This window comes from Rhodococcus opacus (assembly GCF_012396235.1).
In the GTDB taxonomy this organism is placed as follows: domain Bacteria; phylum Actinomycetota; class Actinomycetes; order Mycobacteriales; family Mycobacteriaceae; genus Rhodococcus_F; species Rhodococcus_F opacus.
Window position 1 is genome coordinate 24,674 of sequence record NZ_JAAXPA010000002.1, and the last position, 16,953, is coordinate 41,626.

Below are 16,953 nucleotides of genomic sequence, written 5' to 3' on the forward strand. Positions count from 1 at the left end.
GTCGGTGCTGGATGTCAGAGGTTCCGACGGGCCTCTCGCGTTGTTACCCGCGGGTAGATAGTGTGGCGGAATGAGACGGCAGAAGATTCTGATCACCGGGGCCAGCTCGGGACTCGGCGAGGAGATGGCTCGTCGGTTCGCCGCCCAGGGACGGGACCTCGCGCTGTGCGCGCGACGCGTCGACCGGCTCGAATCCGTGCGCGACGAGTTGCAGGCGGCGCATCCCGGGATCACCGTCGCCGTCCGCGAACTCGACGTCACCGACCACGATGCGGTGGTCCGGGTCTTCGGCGAACTGCGCGACGAGCTGGGCGGACTCGACCGCGTCGTCGTCAACGCGGGACTCGGCAAAGGGGCCCGGATCGGAACGGGCCGTGCCGACGCCAATCTCGCCACCGCCCGCACCAACTTCGTCGGTGCCCTGTCTCAGTGCGAGGCGGCGCTCGGGATCTTCCGCGAACAGAACTCCGGACACCTGGTGCTCGTGTCCTCGATCAGTGCCGATCGGGGTCTGCCCGGCCCGAAGGCGGCGTACTCGGCGAGCAAGGCGGGAGTGTCGGCCCTCGGCGAGGCGCTGACCGCGGAACTGGCGAAGAGTCCGATCGTGGTGACCACGCTGCTCCCCGGGTACATCGCCACCGACATGTCGGGCAGGGCCGGGGACAGTGCCAAGATGACGGCCAGCCTCGACGACGGCGTCGATGCGATGGTCGCGGCCATCGAGAAGGAGACGAACCGCGCTGCGCTGCCGGGAATCAAATGGCGAGGAATCGACCTCGCGTTGAGGTTCCTTCCTCATGCGTGGACATCCCGGTTCGTGTAGGACTGACCTATGACGACCGCCCAGGAATCCTCGTCCCTCGGCCTGCAGCGTTCGAGGCCCCGTGTCGTCATCGTCGGGGGAGGGTTCGGCGGGATCCACGCCGCCCGGCGGCTCCGCGACGTCGACGTGGACGTCACCCTGCTGGACCGGGGAACCAGCCACCTCTTCCAGCCGCTGCTCTACCAATGCGCGACGGGGTTGCTCTCCGAAGGGGAGATCAGCAGCCCGCTGCGGCACCTGCTGCGCGGCAACCGCAACGTGCACGTCGCCCTCGGGGAGGCGCACGCGGTCGATGCCGTCAGCAGGGTCCTGACCGCCAGTCGCTTCGACGGATCCACGTTCGACCTTCCCTACGACTACCTGATCGTCGCGGCGGGAATGCGTCAGGCATACCACGGGCACGACGAGTACATCCAGTGGGCGCCGGGGATGAAGACCCTCGACGACGCGCTCGCCATTCGCCGAAAGCTGATCTCCGCCTTCGAGATGGCCGAATCGCTGCCCACCGCGGAGGAGCGCAGGCCGTGGCTGACTTTCGCCGTCGCAGGCGGCGGACCCACCGGAGTCGAACTGGCGGGCCAGATCCGGGAACTCGCCGTGCACGCTCTCGCCCACGAGTTCCAGTCGATCGACCCCTGCGAGGCCCGGGTGCTGCTGTTCCACGGCGGCGACCGTGTTCTGCAGTCGTTCAACCGGAAACTGTCCGCGGCGGCGCAGAGGACCCTCGACAAGGTCGGCGTCGAAACGCATCTCGGTGTCCACGTCACCGACGTCTGCGAGACCAGCATCGAGACGACGGCCAAGAACGCGGCCCGCACCAAGAAGCGCTACGGGGCTCGCACGATCCTCTGGACCGCGGGCGTCGAGGCCGTGCCGTTCGCGGGAGCTCTCGCGAATGCGCTGGGCGTGAAGCAGATTCAGGGCGGACGCATCGCCGTCGAACCCGATCTCACCGTGCCCGGACACCCGAACGTCTGGGTGATCGGCGACCTGATGTCGCTGAACGAGCTTCCCGGCGTTGCCGAGGTCGCGATGCAGGGTGGCAGGCACGTCGGTGGATGCATCGCCCGCACGGTCGCGGGGGGAACGCCCGACCGCAAACCCTTCAAATACCGCGACCTGGGGAGCGCGGCCTACATCGCCCGCAGGCACGCGCTGCTCCAGGCCGGCCCGATCCGGATGTCCGGGTTCATGGGCTGGGTGTCGTGGGGTGTCATCCACATCGCGTTCCTCGCCGGGTACCGGAACCGGTTCGGCACCCTGCTCAACTGGGGCGTCACGCTGGCGTCGCGGACGCGCCGGGAGCGGGCGATCACCTACGGCGATCCGCAGTCGGCGCGTCAGCCCTACGCCGAACCCGCGTCCGAGTCCTGACGTCACCAGCTCCGTGCGTCGAGATCGTGGCGGGCGAGGACGTTCGCCGCTCGCTCCCGCAGCGCGGCGTGGTCCGGACTGTCCAGCGACTCGAGCGCGAGGGTGTAGCTGCCGCCGAATCGGCTGAGATAGGCGGAGAGCCGGGTGCGGCTGGTCACGACACCCGGATGCACGGCTCGGGTGGCGATGCCGGTGGCGCGGTGACCGCCGATCGAGACGAGCGCCTCGGGTAGCGGTCCGATGTTGGAACACAGCACGTCCCGTTCGCCGGGGTTGCCCGTGAGGGCATGCGCCACCCGGTCGGGGACCAGTTGCAGCATCTCCTCCGGGAACCCGGCCGGACTCGTCATCGCGGGCGCGGAGAACGCCGCGCGGCTCGCAGCCCGCACGTCCGCGACGGTGTCCTGCGGGCCGACGTCCACCTCGACCATGGCGACGGAGTTCGCGGTGCCCGACGAGGTGGCCGCGCCCCGCAGGTCCATCGGCACACTGATCGTGAGCGGCCGGGATTCGCCGTCCCGCCGCGCCAACTCGGCCACCACGGCCAGGAACAGGCTGTTCGGGGTTCCGCCTGCCCGCTCCGCGGCGGCATCCCACCGTTCGGCGTCCACGTCCAGCACCGCCGACACAGGTGAGTGGCAAAGTGTGCCGGGCGACGCTTTGCCACTCACGTGCAAGAAGCGCCGGAGTTCCGCGCGCCGGGTCCCGCTCACCACGAGGCCGGCGACCGCACGCGCGGTTCCCTCCGTCACGCGGCGGGCGAGCCGGGTGGCGTCCCACATGTCGGCGACAGCGCCGTCCGCACCGCCCGGAGTCGACGGGGGCAGGCCCTGCAGCGCCGCGGCGATGGCTGTCGCCAGTCCGCGCGCATCCGCGAGCACGTGCGAACACACCAGCGACAGCACCGTGCCCCCGTCAGCGGGTCGTGCGCACGCCAGACGCCAGCCGGGACCCCGCTCGGGGTCGACCGACAAAGAACCCTGCTCGTCCGCCCACGCAAGGACCGTCCCGGCCTCGATCTCCGCGTATTCGACGGGGAAGGCGCCGGTGCTCGGCTCGAACCGGGGCCGCGCGCCGGGAATTCGCGGACGCACCACGCGCCTGCCGAGCGGTCCGCGAGCGAACTCTGCGCTCAGGGAATCGAGGGTCGAGGCATTCACGTGCCCGTCGGTACGCCACAGTCCCTGCATCACGATCGGCGTTCCCCACCCCCGATGGGTGCGCAGGAACATCTCGTCGACGACGCTCAATCGGGCGCTCACCAGCGAAGTGTACGACCGGTCGTGGTGAACCGCGGACGCCGGCCTCTGGACAGCCGGCGCATACTGGAAGTGCAGCGCTGCACAGACCGCACACGGAGAACACCATGGTTAGCGTCGAGAAATGGAGGGTGTGGGGTTCGGTCGTGGAAGTCGACGTCACCGAAGGTGCCGCGCTTCCCGAGGCCGCAGCGCTGATCGCGGCCGTCATCGACGAGGCCGAATCGGTCTGCGACATCCACCGCGGCGACGCCGAGATCCACGCCGTCAACCTCTCGCAGGGCGCGCCGGTGAAGGTCAGCCGGCGGATGTCCGCACTGCTGCGTTCGGCGCTCTGGGCCGCGCGGATGACCGACGGGGTCGTGAACCCGCTCGCCACCGAATCGCCCGACGAGGACCTGATCCCCACCGTGCACCCGGAACCGAGCTTCCTCGACGTCCAGATCGACGACGACGTCGTGTTCGCGCCGTGGGGCGCCTCGTTCGACATCACCGACACCGCCAAGGCCGACACGGTGGACCGGGCGGCGGAACTGGTCGCCCGCCAACTCGAGTGCGGGGCCGCCGTGCGTATCGGCGACGTCATCGCGACGGCCGGGCACTGTCCCGCCGGCGGCTGGCAGATTCCGGTGCCCGGCGACGGCGAGGTCGAACTGGTGAACGGGACTGCGATGGCGACGGCGTTCGCGCCCCCGGCTGCCGAACCGCCCACCGCCACCGAGTGGGAGACGGTGACGGTGATCGCCGACGACGCACTCTGGGCGTACGCGGCCAGCATCGCCGCCCTCGCCCGCGGTATCGGTGCGATCCGCTGGATCGAACAGCACGAGCTGCGGGCCCGGCTGGTGGACCGGTCGGGCCGGGTCTACACCACGGAGAGCTGGTGAATCACGCCCGTCCGCGCTGACGGCGGTACCAGCGCACCAGGCTGTCCGTCGACGAATCGCTTTGCGCGGCCGGTTCATCCGCGGCGGTGAGCACCGGCTGCAGCTCCACAGCCTGCGTCTTGCCGAGCTCGACACCCCACTGGTCGAACGAGTCGATGCCCCACACGACGCCCTCGACGAACACCTGGTGCTCGTACAGTGCGATCAGCTGCCCGATCACCGACGGGGTGAGCTTGGGCGCGAGAATCGTGGTGGACGGCCGGTTGCCGGGCATGACCTTGTGCGGCACCAGATTCTCCGGCGTCCCCTCGGCCGCGATCTCCTCGGCCGTCTTGCCGAACGCCAGGACCTTCGTCTGGGCGAAGAAGTTGCTCATCAGCAGGTCGTGCATGCTGCCGGTGCCGTCCGCGGTGGGCAGGTCGTCCGTCGGTTCGCCGAAACCGATGAAATCGGAGGGGACGAGCCGGGTGCCCTGGTGCAGGAGCTGGTAGAAGGCGTGCTGCCCGTTGGTGCCGGGTTCGCCCCAGAAGATCTCGCCGGTGGACGTGGGGACGGGGGAGCCGTCGGCGCGCACCGACTTGCCGTTCGATTCCATCGTCAACTGCTGAAGATAGGCCGGGAACCGCACGAGGTCGTTGGAATACGGCAGCACGGCACGGGATTCGGCGCCGAAGAAGTTCGAGTACCAGAGTCCGATCAGGCCGAGCAGGACCGGCGCGTTCTCCTCGAGCGGCGCCGTGCGGAAGTGTTCGTCCACGGCGTGGAAGCCGGCGAGGAACTCCGTGAACCGCTCCTTGCCGATCGCCGCCATCACCGACAGCCCGATGGCGGAATCGACCGAGTACCGGCCACCCACCCAATCCCAGAATCCGAACATGTTGGCCGTGTCGATACCGAACTCCGCCACCCGATCCGCGTGCGTCGAGACGGCGACGAAATGCTTTGCGACCGCTTCGTTTCCGAGGCCGAGACCGCCGAGCAGCCAGCGTCGCGCGGCGGTGGCGTTGGTGAGCGTCTCGAGCGTCGAGAACGTCTTGGACGCCACGATGAACAGCGTGGTGGCCGGGTCGAGGCCCTGCAGGCTGCGCACCAGGTCGGCGGGGTCGACGTTGGAGATGAACCGGACGCTGATGCCGGCGTCGGCGTAGTGCCGCAGCGCGCGGTACACCATCACCGGACCCAGATCCGATCCGCCGATGCCGATGTTGACGACGGTCTTGATTCTCTCGCCCGTCGCGCCGCGCCATTCACCGGAGCGCACACGATCCGTGAAGTCGCCCATGCGGTCGAGGACGTCGTGGACGTCGGCCACGACGTCCTGCCCGTCGACGACGAGAGACGCGTCGGCGGGCAGCCTCAGCGCGGTGTGGAGGACGGCGCGGTCCTCGGAAGTGTTGATGTGCTCGCCCGCGAACATCGCGTCCCGGCGTGCCTCCAGGTCGGCGCTGCGCGCCAGTTCGAGGAGCAACCCGATGGTGTCGCGGTCGATGCGGTGCTTGCTGTAGTCGATGTACAGGTCGCCCGCCGAGACGGTGAGTTCCTGCCCGCGTGCCGGGTCCTTCTCGAAGAGTTCTCGAAGATGGACGGACTGAATTTGAGCGTGATGATCACGCAATTTCTGCCAGGCAGCGGTTCCGGTGATGTCTGAGCTCACGAGATTTGAGCTTAATGCCCGCGCGTCGAAACTTCCGTGCGAACTTCGGTGCGGCGCATGATGGACGTCATGGATGCTGTCGAACTCATGCGAACCGTTCCCACAACCCTCTTCCTCGGCGGCGAGAAGCGTGACGCCGAGAACGGTGCCACGTTCACCGTTTTCGACCCGGCCACCGGTGACGCCCTGACCGAGGTTGCGGACGCCAGCCCTGCCGACGCGATGAAAGCGCTCGACGCCGCGGTGGCGGTGCAGCGGGAGTGGGCGGCGACCCCGGCACGTGAGCGGGGGGAACTGCTCCGCGCGGTGTTCGAGAAGATCACGGCCCGGGCCGACGACTTCGCGCTGCTGATGACGCTGGAGATGGGCAAGGCGCTGCCGGAGAGCGCGGCGGAGGTCAAGTACGGCGCCGAGTTCTTCCGGTGGTTCAGCGAGGAGGCCGTGCGTATCGCCGGCCGCTACACACCGGCGCCCGCGGGGAACGGACGCATCCTGGTGACCAAGCAGCCCGTCGGACCGTGTCTGGCGATCACACCGTGGAACTTCCCGCTCGCGATGGGCACGCGCAAGATCGGACCCGCACTGGCCGCCGGCTGCACGATGATCGTCAAACCCGCCTCCGAGACGCCGTTGACGATGCTCCTGCTCGCCGAGGTGATGGCCGACGCGGGGCTCCCGAAGGGCGTGCTGTCTGTGCTGCCGACGTCGAAGTCGGGGGAGGTGACCGGTCCGCTGCTCGACGACCCCCGGCTGCGGAAGCTCACGTTCACGGGCTCGACCGGGGTGGGGCGGATGCTCGTCGAGAAATCGGCGAAGGGACTGCTGCGCACGTCCATGGAACTCGGCGGGAACGCGCCCTTCGTCGTCTTCGACGACGCCGACGTGGACAAGGCGGTGGCCGGCGCCGTCCTCGCCAAGATGCGCAACGGCGGCGAGGCCTGCACCGCGGCCAATCGCTTCCACGTCGCGAACACTGTGCGGGAGGAGTTCACCGCGAAGCTCGTCGACAAGCTGTCCTCGTACACACTCGGACCCGGCACGGATCCCGACACGACGCTCGGCCCGCTGATCAACGCGGACCAACTCGAGAAGGTCGGGGAACTGGTGCAGGACGCCGTCGGTGCCGGCGCCCGGGTGCGGCTCGGCGGGGTCGCCCCGGAAGGTCCCGGTTACTTCTACCCGGCGACCGTGCTGGACGAGATCCCCGCGCAGGCGCGGATCCTGAAGGAAGAGGTGTTCGGACCGGTGGTCGCGATCGCCGGGTTCGACACCGAGGAGGAGGGGATCGCCGCGGCCAACGACACGGAGTTCGGCCTGGCGTCGTACATCTTCACCCGCGATCTGGACCGTGCACTCCGGGTGGCCGACGCTCTCGAATCGGGCATGGTCGGCATCAACCGCGGGGTCATCTCGGACACCGCTGCCCCCTTCGGCGGCGTCAAAGCGTCAGGCTTCGGGCGCGAAGGGGGCAGTGAAGGCATCGAGGAGTACCTGGAGACCAAGTACGTGGCGCTCGAGCCGTAACGACCGCCGTCGGGGGACGGGCAGGCCGTTTCGGGAAATCAGTGACCGAGGCGGCCGCGCCCGAGGCGCAGCAGCAGCATGGCGAGTGTGTGGCCTTCCTGGCCGAGCTCGTTGAACCGCTCGAGCACCTTCATCTCACGGCTGTGGACGAGGCGGGGACCGCCGGACGCCATCCGCGTGCGCCCGATGAGCTGCGAGACCTCTGCACGGCGCTTGATAGCGGCGAGAATCTCGGCGTCGAGCTTGTCGATCTCCTGGCGGAGAACCTCGATCTCGGCCTCGCTGGTGGGAACAGCGGTTTCCTTGGCGGCTGATGCGACGGTCTGAGTGCTCATTGGTTCGTCTCCCTCTTGTCAGAACTTGGATCGTTGTTTCGGCTCGAGTCGTTACCGATCCAGGCTCGTTTGACGAAAAAAGCCCCGGATCCGGTGCGGACCTCGGGGCTCGTGAGCTGTTCAGTTCACGGGCACCGGAGGCCGGTACCCGTAAAGAAATCGCCACAGGGGGCGCGACGGCGGACTGAACATGTGTACCAGTTTGCCATGGCGGTACCGCGCAGGCCAAGCGGCTGTGACGCTGTCGGTACACGCCGGTAAGTTTGATAGTTGATGAACACTATCTCCGGCACCGCTTCTCCTCTGAGCACCACGTCGCCTTCACACGCCGCCGCACCGGCGCGCGCAGGGTCGGACGTGCTCCTCCAGGGCCTCAACCCACCGCAACGGGAAGCGGTCGTGCACGCCGGGTCTCCGCTGTTGATCGTCGCGGGTGCGGGCTCGGGCAAAACGGCTGTGCTCACCCGCCGTATCGCATATCTGCTGGCCGAGCGGGGGGTGATGCCCGGTCAGATCCTGGCCATCACGTTCACCAACAAGGCTGCCGCGGAGATGCGGGAACGCGTCGCCCACCTCGTAGGCCCCAGGGCCAACAGCATATGGGTGTCCACGTTCCACTCCAGCTGCGTGCGGATCCTGCGAGCCCAGGCGGCGCTGCTCCCCGGCCTCAACTCGAACTTCTCCATCTACGACGCGGACGATTCGCGGCGGCTCCTGACGATGATCGCCAAGGATCTGAACATCGACACCAAGCGCTATTCGGCGCGGCTGCTCGCCACCCACATCTCGAATCTCAAGAACGAGCTCGTCGACCCGGAGCAGGCGAGCGCCGACGCCGACAAGGATCCGGCGGAACTGCCGCGGCTGATCGCCAAGGTGTACGGGCACTACCAGCAGCGGTTGCGGTCGGCGAACGCGCTGGACTTCGACGACCTGATCGGCGAGACGGTCGCGATGCTGCAGGCGTTCCCCCAGGTGGCCGAGTACTACCGGCGGCGGTTCCGCCACGTGCTGGTCGACGAGTACCAGGACACGAACCACGCCCAGTACATGCTGGTGCGTGAACTGGTCGGCGGCACCGCCGACGGCGAGGACGCGGACCACCGGGTCGCCCCGGCCGAGCTGTGCGTGGTGGGTGACGCGGATCAGTCGATCTACGCGTTCCGCGGCGCCACGATCCGCAATATCGAGGAGTTCGAGCGCGACTACCCGGACGCCCGCACCATCCTGCTGGAGCAGAACTACCGCTCCACTCAGAACATTCTGTCGGCGGCCAACTCGGTGATCTCGAAGAACACCGGCCGGCGTGAGAAGCGGCTGTGGACCGATTCGGGCGAGGGTGAGCTCATCACCGGCTACGTCGCGGACAACGAGCACGACGAGGCGTCGTTCGTGGCCTCCGAGATCGACAAGCTCGTCGATTCCGGCGACGCCAAGTTCGGTGACGTCGCCGTGTTCTACCGCACCAACAACTCGTCGCGTGCCCTCGAAGAGATCTTCATCCGGCTCGGCGTTCCGTACAAGGTCGTCGGCGGAGTGCGGTTCTACGAGCGCAAGGAGGTGCGCGACATCGTCGCGTATCTCCGTGTCCTCGCGAACGAGGACGACACCGTCAGCCTGCGCCGGATCCTCAACACGCCCCGCCGCGGCATCGGCGACCGCGCCGAGGCCTGTGTGGCCGTCCACTCCGAGCAACGGGGCATCAGCTTCGCGGAGGCGCTGCGGGACGGCGGTGAGGGTCGCGTACCGCTGCTGAACACCCGTTCCCAGAAGGCCATCGCGTCGTTCCTCGAGCTCATGGACGGACTGCGGGTGATGCTCCCGCCGGAGACCACTGTGGATGACGTCGTCCCCGACCAGCTCGGCGACATCGGCGACGTCGTCGAGGCGGTCCTGGAGCGGACGGGCTACCGCGCCGAGCTCGCGGCGAGCAGTGACCCTCAGGACGGGGCGCGTCTCGACAACCTCAACGAACTCGTGAGCGTGGCGCGTGAGTTCAGCTCCGACGCGCGGAACGCGGCGGGCCTCGTGGAACCGCCGGAGGACGGCGACGTCGACGCCCGGGACGGTGAACCCGATCCCGGTTCCCTCGCCGCGTTCCTCGAACGGGTGTCCCTGGTCGCGGACTCCGATCAGCTGCCCGACAACGACGAGGGCGTCGTCACGCTGATGACCCTGCACACCGCGAAGGGGCTCGAGTTCCCCGTCGTCTTCGTCACCGGGTGGGAAGACGGTCAGTTCCCGCACATGCGGGCGCTCGGCGACCCCACGGAACTGTCGGAGGAGCGCCGGCTCGCGTACGTCGGCATCACCCGTGCCCGGCAGCGGCTGTATCTGACACGGGCCGTCATGCGGTCGGCGTGGGGCCAGCCCATCCAGAACCCGGAGTCGCGGTTCCTGCAGGAGATCCCGTCGGATCTCGTGCACTGGCGCCGTGAGGACCCGGGCACCGGTATCGGTTCCGGTGGTGCGATCGGCGGTGGCCGTGCGCGTGGATCGGGATACGGCGGTCAGGGCTTCGGCGGCGGTTCCGGTTACGGCGGCGGGTCGGCAGGCACGCCGAGCTTCGGCGCCGCCCGTTCCCGCAACAACAACCTGGTGCTCACGGTCGGCGACCGTGTCAGTCACGACAAGTACGGCCTCGGCACGGTCCTCGAGACCAAGGGCGCCGGCCCGACCGCGACGGTCACCATCGATTTCGGCAGCGCGGGCAAGGTCCGGCTGATGCTGATCGGTGGCGTCCCGATGGTCAAGCTGTAGCGACGACGAAACGACTGCGGCGCATGCAATGCATGCGCCACAGTCGTGTGTTCGGGTGGAGCCGAAGGGTTTCGGTCAGTCCATCTCGGTGCCGAGACTGATGCCGCGGGAGGCCAGCCAGGGGAGGGGATCGATCTTGTTCTCGCCGGCGAGGTGGACCTCGAAGTGCAGGTGCGGGCCGGTGGAGAAGCCGCGGTTGCCGACGGTGGCGATCTGGTCGCCCGCCATGACCTTCTGGCCGACGGTGACGGTGGAGGTGTTGATGTGGCCGTAGACGGTGATGGTGCCGTCGGCGTGCTTGAGGCGGACCCACATGCCGAACCCGGAAGCAGGACCCGAGTCGATGACCTCGCCGTCGGCGACGGCCACGATGGGGGTGCCGATGGGGGCGGCGATGTCGACGCCCGCGTGCAGCGTGCCCCAGCGGCTTCCGAAGTTGGAGGTGAAGGTTCCCACGGCGGGGAGGACGAACAGGGGGCGGCGGGCAGCGGCTTCGCGGGCGGCGCGCTCTTCGCTGAAACGCTGTCCCTTGGCGAGAAGGTTGCTGAACTGTGACAGGTCGGTCGGGTTCGCGATGTTGAGGACCTGCGGGGCGTTCGACTCGGACGCGGCGGTGTCGGCGACCGTGGAGAACTGCGCGGCCTGCGGCTCGGCGGTGGTTCCGATGGTGCTCGACTCGTCACTGGCGAGGGCGACCTCGGAGTGATCGGAGGAGCTGGACGATCCGCTGGTGACGGCGGCCTGGCCTGCGGCGACTACGGCGCCCGCTGCGACTGCGAGGACTGCGGCGCGACCTTTGAGAGCTGAGGGGGGAGTCGGGATGCGGTGGGCTCCGCGGCGGGAGTGGGAGGGTGCGCCCTCGAAGGACTCGGAACCGCTGCGGGGGGTGAAGCCGGGAATCTCGGACTCGGTGTCGACGGTCTCGAAGCCGTTGCCGGCGTCGACGCTGTCGGGGGTGGAGCGTGTGGACTGCGAATTGCGGAAGAGCATGCGTGAAATCTCAGAACTATCGGTCTCGGGATAACGCTCGACCGACCTCGAGGGGTACGTGGGCGCGACTTCGTCGTTGTGACCCCGTAACTCGTCATCGTGGTGACTCACAAAACGGCTGGCCGTGAACTGGCTGCGATGGTGCATACGCCCGTCCCCCTCCTGCTCGTGACCTGCCTGTGACTTGGACCCTGGCGACGGTAACGAAACGGTTGCGATGCGCGCAACCTGTAACGCGGAGGAACGGCTACATGTGACGGGCATCACAAACTGAGCTGGGGAAACGTCGAACCCACTTTTCGTCTCGGTTCAATCTCGCCCCTGAATGCGCGTGTCACAACGCGGGGGAGGCAGTGGGTTAGCGCTAGCGTCGGCCTGTGGCGTCATCAACTCGATCTCCGGACGGGCGTAGGGCCGAGCCCGAACGTATTCCCTCGTCCGGCGGCACCGGTCGGACGGCCGTCGAGGAGCCCGATCCCGCCCGTGCGCGCCGGGGGTGCGTGCTCGCGGTCGTCCTGGGTCTCGTCGGGGGTGTGGGAGTGGCCTCGGCGCCCGTGCTGCACGCCGTCCGTTCGGCCGACGGGGTGGCCGCGCCGTCGGCGATCGGCGCAGCCGCGCTGTGGGCTGCGGTCTTCGCCGTCGCGGCACCCGTTCTCGCCGTCCCCGCGCTTGTCGCCCGGCGCACTGCGGTGGCGGGTGCGCTGCTGGCCGGTGCCGGTGCGGTGTCCCTCGGCGCTGCCGTGCTCGACACACAGCTGTGGACGGACGCCATCGACGCTAATCGACTCGAACTGTTCCGGCCCGAGACGGCGGCCGAGCTCGCCGCCGGGCCCGGCGCGTACGCCGCCCTCGCCGGACACCTGCTGATCGCCTTCGCCGGCCTCCTCGGCATGGTCGCGGTCCACCGGGAATCGCTGATGGACGGTTACGGCGACGCCCGCAGCTCCGAACAGGTCGGACGGGCGACGGGCGCCCGTGTCGGATTCCTGCCGTCCGCGGTCGCGGTGGTCGCCGCCGTCGTGCTCGTCGGCGCGCTGTTCGCGCCCGCCTTCGTATCCGAGGATCCGGTCATCCTCGTCCCGACGGTCGTGGAGTCGGATCTGGCTGCGTCCGCGGGCGCCGGGGTCCTGGCGGCGGCCGTTCTGATCGTGGTCGCCTCCGCACTGGCGTCCATCTCGCCGCCCGTGGCGTCCGGTGCGCTCGTCGGGGCAGGTCTGGCCGCGCTCGGCGTGGTCGGGACGCGCCTGGTGGCCGGACTCGCCGCGGGCGAACGGATCCAGCCCGGGCCCGGCGCGGTGTGGGGGACCGTCGGCGCCGGTGTCCTCGTACTCGTCGGTGTCTGCATCCCGATGGTCGACCGGGCTCGCGACACCAGGATCCTGAAGACGCTCGCCACACCCTCGTCGTCCGCGCCTGCTCAGGGCGGCCAGGCGAAGAAGGGGGCCGTCACCCCGTCCGCGAAGGGCGTCGCCAAGGCGGCGCTGCGAGCCGAGGCCGCCGCGGCCCGCGCTCGGATCGCCCGCTGGCACGTCGCCGCCGGGACCACCGGAATCGTCACCGCCGTGCTGGCCGCCGCCGGTGCCCTGCTCCCCGTCCTCGACATCCCGGCCGACGCCGTGCGCCCCGACATCTACGCCACCCGGGTCGTGCTCGTGGCCGCCCTCGTGCTCGTCGTCGGCTGCGTCTGGCTGCTGCTGTCGGAGTTCGCCTCCACCGTCCGGCCCGCGGTCGGAGTGCTGTGGGTGACGATCCCGTTCTCCGTCGCCTCGGTGTCGCAGTCCGTCGTGCTCGCCACCGACGTCCCCGGAATCGGCGCCGGAATCGGTGCCGCGCTGCTGTGGTGTGCGGCCGTCACCGCCGGCGTTACCGGCGTGCTGACGTGGTTCGCCGGTTCGGCGGAACGCGAGGAGATCGACACGTCCGAGGAGCCGTCCACCTCGATCGCGGTCCTCGCGGTCGGGGGTCTCGGGGCGGTCGCCGCGTTCGTCGGACTGGGACTGCCGCTCTTCCACGGGACCGATGCACGCGGCGACGACTACGCGCCCGCGTCGTTCGCGGAGTTCCCGTGGAACCTCGACGTGTGGGGGCGCGTCCTACTGGGCGTCGCGGTGGTCCTCGCAGTGATCGTCGCCTCACGTGCCCGCCCGGCCCGGGCGGTGGCACTCCTGCTCGGTTCGGCCGTTGTGGTGGGGGTATACCTCCTGTCGTGGCCGCTCACCGCGGCCCGGGTGACCGATCCCTCAATGGGGGCCGGTGTCGTCCCGACAACCGTGGGCATAGTGTTGATTGCGGCTGCCGCGGCCCTCACGACACGCAGCAGAAATCGGTGAGGTCCGCCCCGTCGACCGCGGTGAGGCTCGCCTCAGTACTTCTGGTGAGGCTCGCCTCAATGCGTGTTATCGCGTGATGTGGACCACATAGCAGACACGCGGCCGCAGACCGGGCCCGGCAACTGGTTAAAGTCCAAAACAGACCCGCTCCTACCCCTCGAGCGGGTGTCAACGCAGACGAGACGGTGAGCAGATGGATCTCTTCGAATACCAGGCGAAGGAACTCTTCGCCAAGCACGAGGTGCCGACTTCGGCTGGGCGTGTTACCGACACGGTCGCCGGCGCACGCGAGATTGCCGAAGAAATCGGCAAGCCCGTGATGGTCAAGGCGCAGGTCAAGGTCGGAGGCCGCGGCAAGGCCGGTGGCGTCAAGTACTCCGCCGACGCCGATGCCGCCCAGGCCAACGCCGAGGCGATCCTGGGCCTCGACATCAAGGGTCATGTCGTCAAGAAGCTGCTGGTCGCAGAGGCGAGTGACATCGCCGAGGAGTACTACATCTCCTTCCTGCTCGACCGCACCAACCGCACCTACCTGGCCATGTGCTCGGTCGAGGGTGGCGTCGAGATCGAGGTCACCGCCGAGGAGAACCCCGACGCTCTCGCGAAGATCCCCGTGGACGCCGTCAAGGGTGTCGACCTCGCGTTCGCGCGCAGCATCGCCGAGGCAGGAAAGCTGCCCGCCGAGGTGCTCGACGCAGCGGCCGTGACGATCCAGAAGCTGTGGGAGGTCTTCATCAACGAAGACGCTCTCCTCGTCGAGGTCAACCCGCTCGTCCGCACGCCGGACGACCAGATCCTCGCACTCGACGGCAAGGTCACGCTCGACGAGAACGCTGCGTTCCGTCAGCCCGGCCACGAGGCGTTCGAGGACAAGGACGCCACGGACCCGCTCGAGCTCAAGGCCAAGGAAAACGACCTCAACTACGTCAAGCTCGACGGTGAGGTCGGCATCATCGGTAACGGCGCCGGCCTGGTCATGTCGACCCTGGACGTCGTCGCGTACGCCGGTGAGAAGCACGGTGGCGTGAAGCCGGCCAACTTCCTCGACATCGGTGGCGGCGCCTCCGCAGAGGTCATGGCGAACGGCCTGGACGTCATCCTGAACGACGCGCAGGTCAAGAGCGTGTTCGTGAACGTTTTCGGTGGCATCACCGCGTGTGACGCGGTCGCCAACGGCATCGTCGGCGCCCTGAAGACGCTCGGGGACGAGGCCAACAAGCCGCTGGTCGTCCGACTGGACGGCAACAACGTCGAAGAGGGTCGTCGTATCCTCGCCGAGGCCGCCCACCCGCTGGTCACGGTCGTCGGAACCATGGACGAGGCCGCCGACAAGGCTGCCGAGCTGGCCTTCGCCGCAAAGTAAAGGGACTCAAAAAACATGGCTATCTTCCTGACCAAGGACTCCAAGGTCATCGTCCAGGGCATCACCGGCGGCGAGGGCACGAAGCACACCGCGCTGATGCTCAAGGCCGGCACCCAGGTCGTCGGCGGTGTCAACGCCCGTAAGGCCGGCACCACCGTCACCCACGACGGCGGCGTCGAGCTGCCCGTCTTCGGCACCGTCGCCGAGGCCATCGAGAAGACCGGCGCGGACGTCTCCATCGCGTTCGTTCCCCCGGCCTTCGCCAAGGACGCCATCGTCGAGGCCATCGACGCGGAGATCCCGCTGCTCGTGGTCATCACCGAGGGCATCCCGGTGCAGGACTCGGCGTACGCCTGGGCGTACAACGTCTCCAAGGGCAACAAGACCCGCATCATCGGACCCAACTGCCCCGGCATCATCACCCCCGGCGAGTCGCTGGTCGGCATCACCCCGGCCAACATCGCGGGCACCGGCCCGATCGGTCTCGTGTCCAAGTCCGGCACGCTGACCTACCAGATGATGTTCGAGCTGCGTGACTTCGGCTTCTCCACCGCCATCGGCATCGGCGGCGACCCGGTCATCGGCACCACCCACATCGACGCCATCGAGGCGTTCGAGAAGGACCCCGAGACCAAGGTCATCGTGATGATCGGTGAGATCGGTGGCGACGCCGAGGAGCGTGCCGCCGACTACATCAAGGCGAACGTCACGAAGCCGGTCGTCGGCTACGTCGCGGGCTTCACCGCTCCCGAGGGCAAGACCATGGGCCACGCAGGCGCCATCGTCTCCGGTTCCTCGGGCACCGCGCAGGCCAAGAAGGACGCCCTCGAGGCTGCCGGCGTGAAGGTCGGCAAGACGCCGTCCGAGACCGCTGCGCTCGCTCGCGAGATCCTGCAGAGCCTGACCGTCCAGGCCTAGGCGCTCCGCGCCCGTGCGCCTTTTTGGTAGCTCCCGCTACCGGAAAGGCGCACGGGCCGTTCAGGCATCGACCCACATCTCCCCGGCCGGATCGAGTGTCCCCGTCCCCGACGTGACGGCAGCGACCAGATCGGCCAACTCCGCCGAGTCCCGCGCCGCGAGGGTGAGGACCGCGGATTCCCCGTATGTCGTGTCCACCACGACGACGCCCCGCCCACGCAACTCCGACTCGACGCGTCCCGCCTCGGCGTGGCCGACGGCGAGGGTGTGCAGGTGGCGAAGTTCCCTCCGCACGAGGGGTGCGGCATCGACCGCTGTGGCCACCGCGCCGGAGTAGGCGCGCACCAGTCCGCCCGCGCCCAGCTTGATTCCCCCGAAGTACCGTGTCACGACCACCGTGACGTCGACGAGATCACGGGCCTTGAGTACCTGCAGCATCGGAATGCCCGCGGTGCCACCGGGTTCGCCGTCGTCGCTCGCGCGCTCGACCCGGTCGCTGGGGCCGTTTCCGATGATGTACGCCGAACAGTGATGTCGCGCATCGGGATACGCCCGCCGCCGATCCTGGACGAAGGCCTGCGCCGCCTCGGCGTCCTCGACGCGCCGCAGCGCGGCGATGAAACGTGAGTGCTTCACCTCCGTCTCCAGGGTGAGATCGGCGGTGTGGGGAGCGAGGGTGTACGGCACAGAACCATTGTCTCCTGCGCTGTTCCCGGTGCCGCGGGCCGCGAGTGAC

At 68.7% G+C, this 16,953-nt stretch carries 13 protein-coding genes; 8 read left to right on the top strand and 5 right to left on the bottom strand.

Features of this window, described 5'->3' with window-relative positions:
• Positions 1–70: 70 nt before the first annotated feature.
• A complete protein-coding gene (locus HGB39_RS02065) occupies positions 71–823 on the top strand; it encodes an SDR family oxidoreductase (protein ID WP_005574895.1) in 753 nt (250 codons plus the stop codon).
• Positions 824–832: 9 nt separating this feature from the next.
• Complete coding sequence (locus tag HGB39_RS02070; RefSeq protein ID WP_005574893.1) at positions 833–2,197, top strand: NAD(P)/FAD-dependent oxidoreductase; 1,365 nt, start codon at positions 833–835, stop codon at positions 2,195–2,197.
• Positions 2,198–2,199: 2 nt separating this feature from the next.
• Here HGB39_RS02070 and HGB39_RS02075 read toward each other — a convergent pair whose 3' ends face one another.
• Positions 2,200–3,459 carry a non-ribosomal peptide synthetase family protein gene (locus HGB39_RS02075; RefSeq protein WP_081276690.1) on the bottom strand — a complete coding sequence of 420 codons (1,260 nt, stop codon included), beginning with the start codon at positions 3,457–3,459 and terminating at the stop codon, positions 2,200–2,202.
• A gap of 104 nt (positions 3,460–3,563) precedes the next feature.
• Here HGB39_RS02075 and HGB39_RS02080 point away from each other — a divergent pair, with 104 nt between their 5' ends.
• Positions 3,564–4,343 (top strand): FAD:protein FMN transferase, encoded by a 780-nt coding sequence (locus tag HGB39_RS02080; RefSeq protein ID WP_037204797.1) that lies wholly within the window; start codon positions 3,564–3,566, stop codon positions 4,341–4,343.
• A gap of 1 nt (position 4,344) precedes the next feature.
• Here the strand turns inward: HGB39_RS02080 and pgi are convergent, their stop codons facing one another.
• A complete protein-coding gene (gene pgi / locus HGB39_RS02085; RefSeq protein WP_005561939.1) occupies positions 4,345–5,997 on the bottom strand; it encodes a glucose-6-phosphate isomerase in 1,653 nt (550 codons plus the stop codon).
• 69 nt (positions 5,998–6,066) lie between these two features.
• On the opposite strand from pgi, the gene HGB39_RS02090 reads away from it, so the two are divergent.
• A complete protein-coding gene (locus tag HGB39_RS02090) occupies positions 6,067–7,521 on the top strand; it encodes an NAD-dependent succinate-semialdehyde dehydrogenase (RefSeq protein WP_005561941.1) in 1,455 nt (484 codons plus the stop codon).
• 38 nt (positions 7,522–7,559) lie between these two features.
• Here HGB39_RS02090 and HGB39_RS02095 read toward each other — a convergent pair whose 3' ends face one another.
• Positions 7,560–7,856: a chorismate mutase gene (locus HGB39_RS02095; RefSeq protein ID WP_005238528.1), complete on the bottom strand. Its 297-nt coding sequence runs from the start codon at positions 7,854–7,856 to the stop codon at positions 7,560–7,562.
• Positions 7,857–8,129: 273 nt separating this feature from the next.
• Here HGB39_RS02095 and pcrA point away from each other — a divergent pair, with 273 nt between their 5' ends.
• Entirely contained in the window at positions 8,130–10,616 is a 2,487-nt protein-coding gene (gene pcrA, locus HGB39_RS02100; protein ID WP_168442917.1) for a DNA helicase PcrA, read from the top strand.
• Positions 10,617–10,691: 75 nt separating this feature from the next.
• On the opposite strand, the gene HGB39_RS02105 is transcribed toward pcrA, so the two are convergent.
• Positions 10,692–11,753 (bottom strand): M23 family metallopeptidase, encoded by a 1,062-nt coding sequence (locus HGB39_RS02105; protein ID WP_043788909.1) that lies wholly within the window; start codon positions 11,751–11,753, stop codon positions 10,692–10,694.
• 230 nt (positions 11,754–11,983) lie between these two features.
• On the opposite strand from HGB39_RS02105, the gene HGB39_RS02110 reads away from it, so the two are divergent.
• The 3 genes from HGB39_RS02110 to sucD all read left to right on the top strand — a co-directional run bounded on the left by HGB39_RS02110 (position 11,984) and on the right by sucD (position 16,217).
• The gene (locus tag HGB39_RS02110) at positions 11,984–13,936 is read left to right on the top strand and encodes a hypothetical protein (protein ID WP_064080771.1); all 1,953 of its coding nucleotides are present in this window, start codon (positions 11,984–11,986) and stop codon (positions 13,934–13,936) included.
• 193 nt (positions 13,937–14,129) lie between these two features.
• Positions 14,130–15,299, top strand: a complete 1,170-nt coding sequence (gene sucC / locus HGB39_RS02115; RefSeq protein ID WP_005238541.1) for an ADP-forming succinate--CoA ligase subunit beta — start codon at positions 14,130–14,132, stop codon at positions 15,297–15,299.
• A 15-nt stretch (positions 15,300–15,314) separates the two neighbouring features.
• Positions 15,315–16,217, top strand: a complete 903-nt coding sequence (sucD, locus tag HGB39_RS02120) for a succinate--CoA ligase subunit alpha (RefSeq protein ID WP_005238543.1) — start codon at positions 15,315–15,317, stop codon at positions 16,215–16,217.
• Positions 16,218–16,277: 60 nt separating this feature from the next.
• Here sucD and HGB39_RS02125 read toward each other — a convergent pair whose 3' ends face one another.
• Positions 16,278–16,904: an IMPACT family protein gene (locus HGB39_RS02125; protein WP_005259975.1), complete on the bottom strand. Its 627-nt coding sequence runs from the start codon at positions 16,902–16,904 to the stop codon at positions 16,278–16,280.
• Positions 16,905–16,953: the final 49 nt, after the last annotated feature.

Coding starts and splice junctions, on each gene's coding strand:
- HGB39_RS02065 (WP_005574895.1), top strand. CDS start 71: ATGAGACGGCAGAAGATTCTGATCACCGGGGCCAGCTCGGGACTCGGC.
- HGB39_RS02070 (WP_005574893.1), top strand. CDS start 833: ATGACGACCGCCCAGGAATCCTCGTCCCTCGGCCTGCAGCGTTCGAGG.
- HGB39_RS02080 (WP_037204797.1), top strand. CDS start 3,564: ATGGTTAGCGTCGAGAAATGGAGGGTGTGGGGTTCGGTCGTGGAAGTC.
- HGB39_RS02090 (WP_005561941.1), top strand. CDS start 6,067: ATGGATGCTGTCGAACTCATGCGAACCGTTCCCACAACCCTCTTCCTC.
- HGB39_RS02095 (WP_005238528.1), bottom strand. CDS start 7,856: ATGAGCACTCAGACCGTCGCATCAGCCGCCAAGGAAACCGCTGTTCCC.
- pcrA (WP_168442917.1), top strand. CDS start 8,130: ATGAACACTATCTCCGGCACCGCTTCTCCTCTGAGCACCACGTCGCCT.
- HGB39_RS02105 (WP_043788909.1), bottom strand. CDS start 11,753: ATGCACCATCGCAGCCAGTTCACGGCCAGCCGTTTTGTGAGTCACCAC.
- sucC (WP_005238541.1), top strand. CDS start 14,130: ATGGATCTCTTCGAATACCAGGCGAAGGAACTCTTCGCCAAGCACGAG.
- sucD (WP_005238543.1), top strand. CDS start 15,315: ATGGCTATCTTCCTGACCAAGGACTCCAAGGTCATCGTCCAGGGCATC.